11 protein-coding genes and 2 pseudogenes are annotated in these 13,561 nt (G+C 72.9%); 7 read left to right on the forward strand and 6 right to left on the reverse strand.

Annotated features, from left to right (window positions below; genetic code table 11):
• Positions 1-17 precede the first annotated feature (17 nt).
• The 5 genes and pseudogenes from ACZ7G3_RS33130 to ACZ7G3_RS33150 form a co-directional block, all read left to right on the forward strand.
• Positions 18-1,814, forward strand: coding sequence for an MFS transporter (locus ACZ7G3_RS33130; protein WP_470930143.1), 1,797 nt, complete (start codon positions 18-20; stop codon positions 1,812-1,814).
• A 282-nt stretch (positions 1,815-2,096) separates the two neighbouring features.
• Positions 2,097-2,747, forward strand: coding sequence for a class I SAM-dependent methyltransferase (locus ACZ7G3_RS33135; protein ID WP_426522536.1), 651 nt, complete (start codon positions 2,097-2,099; stop codon positions 2,745-2,747).
• A 22-nt stretch (positions 2,748-2,769) separates the two neighbouring features.
• Complete coding sequence (locus ACZ7G3_RS33140) at positions 2,770-3,774, forward strand: N-acetylmuramoyl-L-alanine amidase (RefSeq protein ID WP_470930146.1); 1,005 nt, start codon at positions 2,770-2,772, stop codon at positions 3,772-3,774.
• A gap of 164 nt (positions 3,775-3,938) precedes the next feature.
• Positions 3,939-4,802: a hypothetical protein gene (locus ACZ7G3_RS33145; RefSeq protein ID WP_470930148.1), complete on the forward strand. Its 864-nt coding sequence runs from the start codon at positions 3,939-3,941 to the stop codon at positions 4,800-4,802.
• A 113-nt stretch (positions 4,803-4,915) separates the two neighbouring features.
• Positions 4,916-5,254: pseudogene (locus tag ACZ7G3_RS33150) on the forward strand (LLM class flavin-dependent oxidoreductase); the annotation flags it as partial.
• Between the two features lie 70 nt (positions 5,255-5,324).
• Here the strand turns inward: ACZ7G3_RS33150 and ACZ7G3_RS33155 are convergent.
• The 3 genes from ACZ7G3_RS33155 to ACZ7G3_RS33165 are packed head-to-tail and all read right to left on the reverse strand — an operon-like array spanning position 5,325 to position 8,960.
• Positions 5,325-6,107 carry a hypothetical protein gene (locus ACZ7G3_RS33155; RefSeq protein WP_470930150.1) on the reverse strand — a complete coding sequence of 261 codons (783 nt, stop codon included), beginning with the start codon at positions 6,105-6,107 and terminating at the stop codon, positions 5,325-5,327.
• Entirely contained in the window at positions 6,088-7,671 is a 1,584-nt protein-coding gene (locus ACZ7G3_RS33160) for a substrate-binding domain-containing protein (RefSeq protein ID WP_470930151.1), read from the reverse strand. Before ACZ7G3_RS33160 ends, ACZ7G3_RS33155 begins: the two co-directional genes overlap by 20 nt.
• Complete coding sequence (locus ACZ7G3_RS33165; protein WP_470930153.1) at positions 7,668-8,960, reverse strand: hypothetical protein; 1,293 nt, start codon at positions 8,958-8,960, stop codon at positions 7,668-7,670. Before ACZ7G3_RS33165 ends, ACZ7G3_RS33160 begins: the two co-directional genes overlap by 4 nt.
• Before the next feature lie 142 nt (positions 8,961-9,102).
• Here ACZ7G3_RS33165 and ACZ7G3_RS33170 point away from each other — a divergent pair, with 142 nt between their 5' ends.
• The gene (locus tag ACZ7G3_RS33170) at positions 9,103-9,396 is read left to right on the forward strand and encodes a hypothetical protein (protein ID WP_470930155.1); all 294 of its coding nucleotides are present in this window, start codon (positions 9,103-9,105) and stop codon (positions 9,394-9,396) included.
• A gap of 21 nt (positions 9,397-9,417) precedes the next feature.
• On the opposite strand, the gene ACZ7G3_RS33175 is transcribed toward ACZ7G3_RS33170, so the two are convergent.
• The 3 genes from ACZ7G3_RS33175 to ACZ7G3_RS33185 are packed head-to-tail and all read right to left on the reverse strand — an operon-like array spanning position 9,418 to position 12,613.
• The gene (locus ACZ7G3_RS33175) at positions 9,418-10,488 is read right to left on the reverse strand and encodes a prenyltransferase/squalene oxidase repeat-containing protein (protein ID WP_470930157.1); all 1,071 of its coding nucleotides are present in this window, start codon (positions 10,486-10,488) and stop codon (positions 9,418-9,420) included.
• Entirely contained in the window at positions 10,485-11,219 is a 735-nt protein-coding gene (locus ACZ7G3_RS33180; protein WP_383251393.1) for a class I SAM-dependent methyltransferase, read from the reverse strand. Before ACZ7G3_RS33180 ends, ACZ7G3_RS33175 begins: the two co-directional genes overlap by 4 nt.
• Positions 11,213-12,613 carry a glycosyltransferase family 4 protein gene (locus ACZ7G3_RS33185; RefSeq protein ID WP_470930159.1) on the reverse strand — a complete coding sequence of 467 codons (1,401 nt, stop codon included), beginning with the start codon at positions 12,611-12,613 and terminating at the stop codon, positions 11,213-11,215. Before ACZ7G3_RS33185 ends, ACZ7G3_RS33180 begins: the two co-directional genes overlap by 7 nt.
• A 192-nt stretch (positions 12,614-12,805) precedes the next feature.
• Here ACZ7G3_RS33185 and ACZ7G3_RS33190 point away from each other — a divergent pair.
• Positions 12,806-13,489: pseudogene (locus tag ACZ7G3_RS33190) on the forward strand (TetR family transcriptional regulator); the annotation flags it as partial.
• Between the last annotated feature and the right edge of the window lie 72 nt (positions 13,490-13,561).

A 13,561-nucleotide genomic window follows, 5' to 3' on the forward strand; every position in this document is an offset into this window, starting at 1 on the left:
CCTGGAGGCCTCACTCAATGTCCGACACGACGACCGCCGAGCCCGCCCGGACAGCGAGCGGGGCCACCGTCCCGGTGCTCGCCTTCGCGGGCATCGTCGTCGCGGTGATGCAGACCCTGCTCGTCCCGGTCTTCAAGGACCTGCCCCGACTTCTGGACACGACACCCGGCAACGCCACCTGGGTCATGACCTCCACGCTCCTCTCCGGGGCCGTGGCCACGCCGATCATGGGCCGGCTCGGCGACCTCTTCGGCAAGCGCCGCATGCTGGTCGCCAGCCTCTCGGTGATGGTGGTGGGCGCGCTGGTCAGCGCGTTCACCGACGCCCTGCTCCCGATGATCGTCGGCCGCACCCTCCAGGGCTTCGCGATGGGCGCGATACCCCTCGGCATCGGCCTGATGCGCGACATGCTGCCCCGCGAGCGGCTCGGCTCGGCGATGGCGCTGATGAGCTCCTCGATCGGCGTCGGCGGCGGCCTGGCGCTGCCCGCCGCGGCCCTGGTCGCGCAGCACACCGACTGGCACGCCCTGTTCTACGGCGCCGCCGGCCTCGGCGTCCTCGCCATCGCCCTGACCCTCGCCGTCGTACCGGAGTCCCCGCTGCGCGCCAAGGGCTCCTTCGACCTGCCGGGCGCGCTCGGTCTGACCGCCGGTCTGGTCCTCTTCCTCCTGCCGATCACGAAGGGCAGCGACTGGGGCTGGTCGTCGCCCACCACGCTCGGCCTGTTCGCCGCCGCCGTCGTGGTCCTGCTCCTGTGGGGCCTGATGGAGCTGCGCGTCGCGGCCCCGCTGGTCGACCTCCGCACCACGGCCCGCCGGGAGGTCCTCCTCACCAACCTCGCCTCGATCATGGTCGGCGTCGCCTTCTACGTCGTCTCCCTGGTCCTGCCCCAGCTCCTCCAGCTGCCCTCCGAGACCGGCTACGGCCTCGGGCAGTCGATGGTCGTCGCGGGCCTGTGCGTGGCCCCGCTCGGCCTGACGATGATGTTCACGGCGCCGGTGTACGCCCGCCTGTCCGCCCGCTACGGCCCCCGGACGACCCTGCTCATCGGCCTGCTGGTCATCGCGATCGGCTACGGCGGCGGCCTCGGCCTGATGAGCGCCGCCTGGCAGACCGTCGTCACCTCCGTCCTGCTCGGCGCCGGTATCGGTCTCGCCTACTCCTCGCTGCCCGCGCTGATCATCGGCGCCGTACCGGCCTCGGAGACGGGCGCGGCCAACGGCCTCAACACCCTGATGCGGTCCATCGGTACGTCGGTGTCGAGCGCCGTCATCGGCATGGTGCTCGCCAACACCGCGAACGACGTCGGCGGAGTCGCCGTCCCCACCATGCAGGGCTTCCGCGTCTCCTTCCTGATCGCGACGGGAGCGGTCGCCGTCGGCCTGGCACTGGCCTTCTTCCTCCCCCGCCGCCGCCCGGCCACGACCACCCGGCTGCGTGCGAGCAGCGAGGAGGACGCGAACCTGGCCCGCGCCGAGCAGGCACTGGCCGAGACACTGGCCGGGGAGCCCGGCACCGGGGCGGCCGTGGCCGGCGAGCCGCTGCGCGGCTTCCGCGGCCGGGTCCTGGCCGCGGACGGCACACCCGTCGCCCGCGCCAAGGTCACGCTGATCGACCGGCACGGCCGCCAGGCGGGCGCGGCCCTCTCCGCCGCGGACGGCGGCTACGCGCTCGCCGTCCCCGCCCGGGGCCCGTACGTGCTGGCCGCCCGTGCCGCGGGGCACGGCCCGCTCGCCCACTCGGCGACACACGCCGGCGACGACAGCCCCGTCGACCTCGACCTGTCCCTGCCGGGCGAGACGGTCTCCGCCTGACCCACAGCCGCCGCCTGACCAACGGTCACCGTGCTGACACAACACCTCCCTGGCACGAATCCTCCGCCTGACACAACTCCTCCGCCCGACACGGCAGTCATCACGGGTGCGACCGCCACTTCCCGACACAACGCCCTCTCCCCGAGAACCCGGTCCCCAGCGGACGAGACGGTCTCCGCCCGGCCCGTGCCGTCGGCGCACCCGCACCCCCGGTCCGCACCGCGCGGCGGGGGGTGCGGCAGCATGGGGCGCCGACACGCTCGTACCACCGGAAGGACCCCCATGTCCGCGGCACCCACCCCCGACGCCCTGGCCGCCTTCGAGGCCGCGAAGGGGTTCATGCCCACGCACGAGGGCCTCGCCCTGTACGCGGCGGCCGTGGAGGCCGGCGGGCTCGGGCTGCCGCTGCTGGAGGTCGGCACGTACTGCGGGCGCTCCACGATCCTGCTCGCCGACGCCGCCCGCGGGGCCGGCGTCACGGCGCTGACCGTCGACCACCACCGGGGCAGCGAGGAGCAGCAGCCGGGCTGGGAGTACCACGACCCGGAGACGGTCGATCCGGAGCTGGGCGTGATGGACACCCTTCCCGCCTTCCGCCGCACCCTCCACCGGGCCGGGCTGGAGGAGCACGTGGTGGCCCTCGTCGGCCGCTCCCCCCAGGTGGCGGCTCTGTGGAACTCCCCCCTCGGCCTCGTCTTCGTCGACGGCGGCCACACCGACGAGCACGCGAACGCCGACTACGAGGGCTGGGCGCCGCACGTGGCCGACGGCGGCCTCCTGGTCATCCACGACGTCTTCCCGGACCCGGCCGACGAGTTCACCGGGCAGGCCCCGTACCGCGTCCACCTCAGGGCTCTCGCGTCCGGCGCGTTCACCGAGGTCTCCGTGACCGACTCGCTGCGCGTCCTGCGGCGAACGGGCGCGGGGATCTGAGGGCCCGGTCTAGAGTCGCTGCGTGTCGTACACAGGCCCGGACTTCGATCCTCCCCAGCCCCGCCGTTCCCCGCTGCGCCGCCCGCTGACCGTGGCGATTGCGGCGCTCGTGCCCGGGGCGCTGCTCGGGTGGGGGGTGTACGCGGCGGTCGGCGGCCCGGACGACGGGGGCGGGGGCGGTGCGGACCGCGCGGGCAGCGTGCGGACGTCGTCCCCGGCGCCTTCCTCCGGTGGTCCCGCCGGCCCCGCGTCACCCACCGACGACGCCAAGTCGCCCGCGGGCAGCTCCCCGTCGGCGACGGCGGCCGGGCCCTCCCCCTCGGACTCGGCGTCCGCGCCCGCCGCGGCCTCCGGCCCTCTCAAGGGCAAGGTCGTCGTCATCGACCCGGGGCACAACCCCGGCAACTTCCGGCACGCCTCCGAGATCAACCGCAAGGTGAACGTCGGCACGCACTGGAAGGAGTGCGATACGACGGGCACGGCCACCAACGCGGGCTGGCCGGAGGCGAAGTTCACCCTCGACGTGGCCCACCGGCTGCGCACGCTGCTGGAGGAGCAGGGCGCCACGGTGAAGCTGACGCAGGACGGCGACCGTGCGTTCGGTCCCTGTGTGGACGAGCGGGCCCGGATCGGCAACGAGGCGGAGGCGGACGCCGCGATCTCGATCCACGCCGACGGGTCGGGGGCCGGCAACCGCGGCTTCCACGTCATCCTGCCGGGCCCGGTGCACGACGGCGGGGCCGACACCCGCGCCATCGTCGCCCCGTCCGCCGAGCTCGGGCAGCGCATCGCGGGCAACTTCGTCCGCGCCACGGGCAGCGCGCCCTCCAACTACGTCGGTGGCGGTACCGGTCTCGTCACGCGCACGGACCTGGGCGGTCTCAATCTGTCAACGGTTCCCAAGGTGTTCGTCGAGTGCGGCAACATGCGCGACAGCGCGGACGCGGCCCTGCTGACCAGCGGGACCTGGCGCCAGAAGGCGGCGCAAGGGATGTCTGAGGGAATCGTGAGTTTCCTGCGCGGGTAGCGATCAGCGCACTCATCCCTGCGGACAGCTCCGACGTACGGACGATAGTGTCATCCGTACGATGAGGGGCCACCCCCGCGCTTCACACCGGAACCCGAACCTGACGGCGGCACGGTGACAGCGACGCCTCTACCGACGACGAGACGACCTACGAAGGACCTGAAGTGAATATCCGCTCCCTCACTCGAGGCGACGGCGTGGTGATCGGAGCAGCGGTATTGCTGTTCATCGCGTCGTTCCTCGACATCTACTCGATCGACGGTGCCCCGGACGACGCCGACATTCCCAGCCTGTGGGGCAGTGGGGCGGTCGTGCTCGGTGTCGTCCTCGCGGGCATCATCGGCACCGCACTCATCATCGTGGCCCGCGCTCTGCCGCAGCCCAAGAAGGTGGCGGGGCTCGACCTCGGTCAGTTCGGCGTCGCGTTCACGATCTTCGCCGCGTGGTGCGCGCTCGGCAACATCTTCGACCCCGCGGGCGCCTTCGACGGCGACGGGGGCTTCACCAGCGAGCTCGGTGCGGGCACGGGTCTGATCCTCGCGCTCGTCGCCACGCTGATCATGGCCGTCGCGGCCGTCGCCACCGCGCTGGTCCCCGCCCTCAAGGGCTCCCTGATCCCGGCCGCCCGTCCGGCCGCGCCGCAGCCCTACGGCGGCCAGCCCCAGGGTGGTTACGGCTACCCGGGCGCGCAGCAGCAGCCGTACGGCGGACAGCCGGGCCAGCCCGGCCCCGGACAGCCGGGTCAGCCGGGTCAGTCCTTCGGCGGCCAGCCGCAGCCGGGCCAGCCGCACGCCCCGCAGCCGCAGCCGGCGCAGCCGGCCCCGGCCGCGGACTTCTCGCCGTTCTGGTTCGCCGTGCCGGTGCCGCGTCCGCTGTTCGCGGAGGACGGCTCCCCCACGCCGATCGCCGAGCTGGCGCCGGGCACCTGGTACCTGGCCGTCGAGCAGCGCGGTGCGAACCTGGTCGCCCAGACGCAGGACGGCCGCCGGGGTGTCCTGCAGGACACGAGCGGCATCCAGCGCGGCTGAGCTTCGCCGCACGCACCCGCACGGCCCCTCGCCCTTCCGGGTGCGGGGCCGTTGGCGTACAGTCGCCGCCTCCACAGAGCACTGACGGTCCGCCAGGAGGAGTCGTTCACGGTGTGTGGACCGCCGAGTCCCGGGGGCTCCGACGCCTTCACCCCGCTCACCTGGATCGCCGCCCACACCTGCACCATCGAACTGGGCACGGCTGTCGCGCAGAGGGCCGCCCGCTCCCCCGTCGCCACCGCACTGCACGCCGCCACCCTCGGCCGTCTTGCCGGCGGCCCTTTGCTGCCCGGCTCGGGCTGTCCGGGCCGCGGGTGGTGGAGGGCTGGAACGGGCGGCCGTACCCGTCCTCGCCGCCGGCCGCGCCCCGGGAGTACGTCGACGAGGTCTCGCTGGCCGGGCCGCGGGAGCGGATCGCCGAGCGGCCGGCGGAGCGGCGGCAGGGGCCGGTGACCGAGCTGCTGGTCCGGTCACCGGCCCTCCCGACGCTGCGCACGCTCGCCAAGCCGAGCGCCTGACGCGTCAGAGGAAGATCGCGACCGGGTTGAACGACAGCTCGCCCGTCTCTCTGTTCCAGATCTGGACCTTGCCGAGGCAGCGCGCCTGGAACTCGCCGGTGAAGTACTCCGCGTTCTGGAAGCCCTCCCGCACCCCGGCGGCCTCGCAGGTGATGCGGACGTGGGCGGGCCGGGGGCCGTCGCCGTAGGGGGCGCGCAGCACGATGTCGCCGCTGTCCGAGGTGCGGCTGGCCGTGAAGCGGCCGGTGACCGAGACGAACGCCGACATGACCTCCACCGAGGTGAGCGAGATGCGGTCGCCGCGGTCGGCGAGGGCGTCGGAGAGCCGGCGGTTGGGGACGATCAGGCCGGTGGTGAGGTCGGTGTGGACGATCACGTCCTCCTTGCGCATGGTGTCCATGAGCAGCCGTATCACGGTGATCGGGGTGCTCTCCTGGATATAGGCGGTGACGCGTTCCTTGGTGACGTCCCTGTTGGCGCTGCCGTCGCCCCAGCCGAACTTGGCGCGCAGGCCGACGCCGCTGGTGACGTTGATCCGGTCGGCGACCTCCTGTTCGAGGGCGTCGGAGAATCCGCCCTGCTGGTAGAGGTCCATCACGCGCTGCTCGTGCAGGAAGAAGCACATGCCGTGGACCGTACGGCCGCCCTGGCGGCGGCGTCTGCGCAGCCAGCCGAGGCGGATCAGGCCGTAGCGCAGCAGGACGGCCCAGCAGACCGCGGTGCCCGCCCAGACGACCAGCCAGGGCCACCACCACAGGGCCCACCACTCACTGTCGATGACACCCACGGATCTCCTTGAACGCGTCGGGGAGGGAGGTGAGTCCGGCGTCGACGACGCGGCCGCCGGTGGCGTCGGCGACCCGCCGCAGGGCGTCCGCGTCGGCTTCTCCCAGGTGGACGGGGAAGGTGGGCACCGCCTCGGCCTCGGCGCCGAGGGCGCGGTGGCGGCGCAGGAACTCCTCGTAGGTGATGCCCGCGTTGTTCTCGCCGTCGGTCATCAGGACGACGGCGACGGGGCGGTCCGGATCGTCGCGTACGGCGTCGGCGGCGACACGGTAGCCGTGGTCGAGGGCGGACCACAGGGCGGTGGCGTCGTCGTAACCACCTCCCGCGACCGTGGCGTTGAGGTCGCGGAGGTCGGCGTCGCCGCGAACCGTGAGGGTGCGTTCCTCCAGGACCTCGCCGCCGAAGCGGATCACGGTCAGCCGTTCGCCCCGGTAGAAGCGGGTGAACTTGCCGGTGGCGGAGGAGTCGGCGCCGCTGAGCCCGGCGAAGGCGGCGCGCAGGCCGGCCATGCGGGCGCCGCGCATGGAGGTGGAGAAGTCGAGGACGAAGACGACCTGGTCGGCGGTGCGGTGGTCGGGGTCGCCGTAGTCGGTGATCAGCCGTTGGACGACGGAGAGGCGGTCGGGGAAGGAGAGCGCGTTGCCGACGGGTGTGCGCAGGGCGCCGTCGGGAGTGACGTCCTGGTTGACGGGGCGGCGGTACGTCCGTTCCATCAGGGCGCGCTGGGTGTCCTCGGCGAGCAGCCGGTCGACGACCTTGCGGTAGGCGGGCAGTTCGGTGGCGTCCAGCAGGAGCAGCGGGAAGTCGGACAGGACCATGCCGTCGTCGGGGTGGACGATCTCCAGCGGGGTGCGCAGCTCGCCGGAGGCGTTCAGGGCGAGGAGTTCCGCCTCGTGGGCGATGAGCGCGTTGGTGTCGTCCTGCCGTGCGGGGTAGCGGGCGACGAGGTCGCGGGAGCTGGCGGCGTTGAGGGTCTGGCCGGAGCGGAAGCCGCGCAGCCGGTCGCAGGAGACGTCCTGTTCACGCAGGGCGCTGCCGGTGCCGGCGGCGGCGGTGGCGACGCCGACGAGCGCGGCGCGGCCGGTGTCGCTGCGCCGCGGATCGGCCATCCCGAACCGTACGGTGCCGTCGGCGGCGGCGTCCGCGATGCCGGCCCAGGAGACCCGGCCGCCGGGGGCGTTCGCGCGCAGGCTCCGGACGGTGGCGGGGGCGAGGCCGACGACGACCGGGGAGCGCATGATCGGTGTGGACTCGGGGCGGGTGAGCCTGCCGTCGGAGTGCTGGACGCGCAGCAGGAAGGAGCGGTCGGAGGCGAGCCAGGCGAGATCGTAGCCGGGGGTGCCGCGCGAGGGCGGGTACTGCCCGGTGAGGTCGGCGTTGGCCCGGTAGTCGATGTCCAGCTCCACGCCCGTGTCCTCGGCGAGGTCGGCCAGCAGAGGCTCCACGTCGGCGAGTTCGGGGCTGGCGAGGACCCGGAGGGTGGTGGGGCCGTCGTCGGAGGTGCAGGCGGTGAGCGTGGCGCCGAGCAGGACGAGCCCGAGCAGGGCGCGGGCGGCGGCCCTCATGGTGTGTCCTGGACGGGAGGCGGGCAGTCGCCGACGTATTCGATGATCTCCTCCAGGACCTCGAGGTCGGGTTCGTAGACCTTGGTCCGGTCGCTGTTCTCCTGCGGCACCTGGATGTCGTGCTCGGCGAGGTGGGCGTTCAGCTGGTCGCTGGTGCCGGCCGCGCCGGAGAAGCGGACGCGGAAGCCGAGTTCGACGGCGCGGCGGCGCAGTTCCTCGTCCTCCTGGATCACCTCGACGAGCCGGTCGCCCCGGTCGGTGAGGGAGATCAGCTGGGGTTCGGTGAGGGCGTAGGGCGTGGGGTAGAGCAGGACGCGGCTGGTGTCCTGGCGGTCCTCGCGGCCGTGGTGGGCGATCTGGTGGGCCAGGTACTGGTGCTCGTAGATCACGGAGATCGGTGCGATGGACTCGCCGAGGGCGGAGAAGTAGCTGTCGGCCTGCTCGTCGGCCCACATGCCCTGGAGGTCGATGAGCGGCTTGATCTCGGCGGCGAGGCGCTGGACGGCGTTCGCCGCGAGCGGGGTGTCGTTGCTGTTCTGGGCGCCGGGGGTGCGGTTTCCGTTGGCGACGAAGGCGAGGATGCTCAGGTAGGTGCCCGCCGAGTTGGACTCGCAGACGTTGGAGGTGCGGACCAGGACGCGGCCGCTGTTGCTGCGATCGTCGCGGGTGACCTCGTCGTAGCCGACGCCGTTCCAGGTGTCGGCGGTGCGGCCCTCGCCGTCCTTGGGGTTCCGCCGGTCGTCGACGCCGTCGAGGAGGCCGGTGAAGCGGGCCATGTCCAGGTTGTAGTAGAGAGTTTCGTCGCTGCCGTCGGGGGCCGGCTGCGGGGTGGCGACGCCCGCCCTCACCAGGGTCTCGGCGTAGTCGCGGAAGGTGCCGAGGACGAGCGGGCTGACGAAGGGGCGCACCGAGCGGACCGAGCGGTCCTGGCGGTCGAGGACGAGCTTGGCGGCGGGCTGGCCGGACGGGAAGACGGCGTCCATGTCCCGCAGGGACTGGGTGGCGATGCCTCGGGAGCCGAGGCGGTGGATGTCGACGCGGATGCCGTGCCGGAGTAACAGCCGCTGCACCTCCGGGTCCCGGAAGTAGTCGGACTTGGAGGCCATTCTGGCGTCGATGGTGGTGATGTGCTCCAAGGGGCGCAGGGTGTTGCCCGACACCAGCAGGGAGATCAGTCCGGCCACGGCGAGGGGCAGCACGGCGAGCACGTACCGGGGCACTCTGCGGCGGTCGGTGCGCCGGGTGGTGAGCCGGGGCTCCTCGATGGTGGGAGCTCTGTCGTCGGACAACGGCCTGCCCTCCTGCCACTCAGGGAGCAGGATCATCGGCGACGGCGGGGAACGAGCACACCCGGAACCCTCAACTCCAGGCAAACGGCGAGCAAATGACCGTATGCGGTTTCGAACCGTGCGGGGCGGCAACCCGACCGGCATGTCCCCTCGAAGTCGCAGTCGCTCCCGCTCCGCCGGGACGGCCGTCGCGGTGATCGCGGACATCATGGCCGTCATCCTCGGACTGTGGATCCTGATGTACCTGCTGGACGCCAACCGGGCCAACGACCTGGTGCGGTTCGTCCATGACGCGGCCAACTGGCTGGCCGGCTGGTCACGGGATCTCTTCACCTTCGACGAGGCCTGGGCCCGCGTGGTCGCCGGCTACGGACTGGCCGCCGTCGTCTACCTCTTCGTCGGCCACGCCATCGCCAACCGCCTGCACCGGCACTGACTCACTGACGCCGACCGGCGTTCACACGCAGCAGTCCGGGTCGAGTCCCCGCGGCAGGCGGTCGCCGGAGAAGACCTGGCAGGTGGCCTCGTGTCCGCCGAGTGCGGCGACGGCGAGGAGCAGGGAGCCGGCCGTCCAGGTGGTCAGTTCGCGCGGCCAGATCGCCTCGTCCTCGAAGACGTAGCCCGTCCAGTACAGGCCGCTGTCCGGGTCGCGCAGGTGCTGGATCGACTGGAGGATCTCCAGGGCGTGGTCGGACTCGCCCACCGCCCACAGGGCGAGCGCGAGTTCGGCCGACTCGCCGCCCGTGACCCACGGGTTGGGGACGACGCAGCGCACGCCGAGGCCCGGGACCACGAAGCGGTCCCAGCTCTCCGCGATGCGGGACCTGGCCTCGGTGCCGGTCAGCGCGCCGCCCAGCACCGGGTAGTACCAGTCCATCGAGTAGCGGTCCTTGTCCAGGAACCGCTCCGGGTGGCGGCGGATGGCGTGCCTGAGCGCGCCCGCCGCCAACTCCCAGTCGGGCTGGGGTTCTTCGCGCTGCTCGGCGATGGCGAGCGCGCAGCGCAGCGCGTGGTGGACGGAGGAGCTGCCGGTCAGCAGCGCTTCGGTGGTGTCCGTGCCGTCGTCGTCGCGGCGCCAGCCGATCTGCCCGCCGGGCTGCTGGAGGCGCAGCACGAACTCGACCGCCGCGTGGACGACGGGCCACATCCGGTCGAGGAACGTGTCGTCGCCGGTGGCGAGGTGGTGGTGCCAGACGCCGACGGCGACGTAGGCGACGAAGTTGGTCTCCCGGCCGCGGTCGGTGACGTCGGCGAAGTCGCCGTCGGCGTAGGCCGCGTACCAGGAACCGTCCGGGTTCTGGTGCCGGGCCAGCCACTCGTACGCCCGCTCGGCGGCCTCGTGCTCACCGGCCGCGTCGAGGGCCATCGCCGCCTCGATGTGGTCCCAGGGGTCGAGGTGGTGCCCGCGGAACCACGGGATCGCGCCGTCCTCCCGCTGCTCGGCGAGGATGCCGCGGACGGTCTCGGCGGCCTCGGCGTCGGTGAGGACGCCGGGCAGGACGAGGTGCTCGGTGCGGGGCGTGGTCACGCGGCGTCCACCGGCGGCAGGTGCGGCTTGGTGGCGTACGCCACGAAGCTCTTGCCGATCAGCGGGTTCAGGGCCTGCTCGGCGACGCGTGTCGCCAGTGGCTTCTTCATGATGTCCCAGACCAGCAGCTTGTGGTACGCGCGCACCGGCAGCGCCTTGTCGTTGTCGACGCCGAAGGCGCACTTCAGCCACCAGTACGGCGAGTGCAGCGCGTGCGCGTGGTGGGTGCCGTAGGGCTTGAGGCCGGCCTCGCGGATGCGGGCGAGGAGCTGGTCGGCCTTGTAGATGCGGATGTGGCCGCCCTCGACCTCGTGGTAGGCGTCGGAGAGGGTCCAGCAGACCTTCTCGGGGCCGTAGCGCGGGACGGTGACCGCGATGCGTCCGCCGGGCTTGAGGACGCGGACCATCTCGGCGAGGACGCCCTTGTCGTCGTGGATGTGCTCCATCACCTCGGAGATGATGACGACGTCGAAGGACTCGTCCGGGAAGGGCAGCGCGAGCGCGTCGCCCTCCATGGCGGTGGCGGTGGCGCCGGCCGGTGCCTCGCCGGCCTCCTCCATCGCCGCGAACCACTTGGCGACCTCGCGGATTTCCTCGGCGTTCCGGTCCAGCGCGACGACCCGGGCGCCGCGCCGGTAGCACTCGAACGCGTGCCGGCCGGCGCCGCAGCCGAGGTCCAGGACGCGGTCGCCCGGGGCGAGCGGGAACCGGGAGAAGTCGACGGTCAGCACGTGGCCCTGCTTTCGGGGTAGACACCGGTGTCACTGGTCGCACTCGTCGGGGTCGCGGGGGCGGCCCTCGGGGTGGTCGCGGAGGGGCCGATGGCCTCGCGGTAGCGGGCGGCCGTGCCCTCGGCGGCGCGGGCCCAGGTGAAGTGCCGCAGGACGCGTTCGCGTCCGGCCGCGCCGAGCCGGGCGCGCAGTTCGCGGTCGCCGAGCAGCCGGTTCAGCCCGGCGGCCAGCGCGCCCGCGTCCCCCGGCGGCACCGCGAGGCAGGTCTCCCCGTCGGGTCCGGCGACCTCGGGGACGGCTCCTCCGGTGGTGGCGAGCAGCGCGGTGCCGGTCGCCATGGCCTCGGCGGCCGGCAGCGAGAACCCCTCGTACAGCGACGGCACGCACGCGACCTCGGCGGAGCGCACGAGGCCGACCAGTTCGGTGTCCGAGATGCCCTTGACGAACTCGACGGCGCCTTCGAGGCCGTACCGCTCGATCGCCTGCGCGACGGGTCCTTCGGCGGGCCGCTTGCCGACGACGACGAGGTGGGCCCGGGGGTGTTCGGTGCGTGCCTTCGCCAGCGCCTCGACGAGGAAGACGAGGCCCTTGAGCGGCACGTCCGCGCTGGACGTCGTCACGATCCGGCCCGGTATGCGCGGCACCGAGGGGTCGGGCGAGAACAGGTCGGTGTCGGCGCCGATGTGGACGACGTGGATGCGGTCGGCCCGTACGCCGAGGTGGTCGACGATCTCCTGGCGGGAGGTGCCGGAGACGGTGAGCACGGACGGCAGGCGGCGCGCGACGCGCTTCTGCATGCGGGTGAACGCGTACCAGCGGCGCACGGAGTACCGGCGCTTGAAGCCCTCGGCGGCGTCGAGTTCGAGCCGCCGGTCGACGGTGATGGGGTGGTGGACGGTGGTGACGAGGGGCGCGCCGACGTCGCCCAGCAGCCCGTAGCCGAGGGTCTGGTTGTCGTGGACGACGTCGAAGTCCCCGCGGCGGGCGCGCAGATGGCGGCGGGCCCGCAGGGAGAACGTCAGCGGCTCGGGGAAGCCGCCGGTCCACATCGTGCCGACCTCCAGCGCGTCGACCCAGTCGCGGTACTCGTCGCGCTTCGGGGTGCGGAAGGGGTCGGGCTGGCGGTAGAGGTCGAGGCTGGGGAGCTCGGTGAGGGACAGCCGGTCCCCGAGGCCGAGGTCCGGGCCGTCGTCGAGGACGGGGTAGGGCTGGGCTCCGATCACCTCGACCCGGTGGCCGAGGCGGGCCAGTTCGCGCGAGAGGTGGCGGACGTAGACGCCCTGGCCGCCGCAGAACGGGTTTCCCTTGTAGGTGAGGAGTGCGATGCGGAGCGGTCGCATGCCGTCGGCGGCGGGCTCCGGACGGGGACCCGTCTGACTGGCCTCGGCGGTCACCCTGGGCCCCCTTCTCACTGCGCTGTCCCGCGACACTATGCCGAGACGTTAATCTAGAACAAGTTTCAGACTTGATCGTCCGGAGGATCCGAATCTACCGGCAGGTAAGGAAGCTGTGACGGGTGGATCAGGTGATTCACGCCACGGCGCGGCACGGTGCCGGACACTGCCGGACACCGTGCCGGACCGGACATGGGGGAGAAGGCGACCAAGGTGGACAAGCCGGAGGCGGACAACCCGGAAGCGGAAGCCGCCCGTACGTCCGGGTCCGCGCGCCCCGAAGCCGCCCCGCCCCTCACCGCACGGCAGCGGGAGCGCCGACGCCGCATTCTGCACGCGACCGCCCGGCTGGCCTGCCGGGGCGGCTTCGAGGCGGTACAGATGCGCGAGGTCGCGGAGTCGTCGCAGGTCGCCCTGGGCACGCTGTACCGCTACTTCCCGTCCAAGGTCCATCTGCTGGTCGCGGCCATGCAGGATCAGTTGGAGCAGCTTCACGGGACGCTGCGCAAGAGCCCGCCGGCCGGTGAGACGGCGGCGGACCGGGTGGCGCAGACCCTGATGCGGGCCTTCGGCGCGCTCCAGCGCGAACCCCGGCTGGCCGAGGCGATGGCCCGCGCCCTGACCTTCGCCGACCGAAGCGTCTCCCCGGAGGTCGACCAGGTCTCCCGCCGGACCACGGCGATCATCCTGGACGCGATGGGCGGCCTGGACAACCCCACCCCCGAACAGCTCTCCGCGGTCCGCGTCGTCGAGCACACCTGGCTCTCGACGCTGATCACCTGGCTCTCCGGCCGCGCGTCCATCGCCCAGGTGAGGGTGGACATCGAAACGGTGTGCCGGCTGATCGACGTGACGGGAGCGGGGGTGCCCGCTGCGGCGGGGGCCGGGGAGCGCGACGCGGCCGGGGCCGGGGAGCCCGACGCGGCGAGGGCTGGGGAGCCCGACGCG

Source organism: Streptomyces sp. NPDC037271, from assembly GCF_055603605.1.

Coding starts and splice junctions, on each gene's coding strand:
- ACZ7G3_RS33160 (WP_470930151.1), bottom strand. CDS start 7,671: ATGAGGGCCGCCGCCCGCGCCCTGCTCGGGCTCGTCCTGCTCGGCGCC.
- ACZ7G3_RS33135 (WP_426522536.1), top strand. CDS start 2,097: ATGTCCGCGGCACCCACCCCCGACGCCCTGGCCGCCTTCGAGGCCGCG.
- ACZ7G3_RS33130 (WP_470930143.1), top strand. CDS start 18: ATGTCCGACACGACGACCGCCGAGCCCGCCCGGACAGCGAGCGGGGCC.
- ACZ7G3_RS33170 (WP_470930155.1), top strand. CDS start 9,103: ATGTCCCCTCGAAGTCGCAGTCGCTCCCGCTCCGCCGGGACGGCCGTC.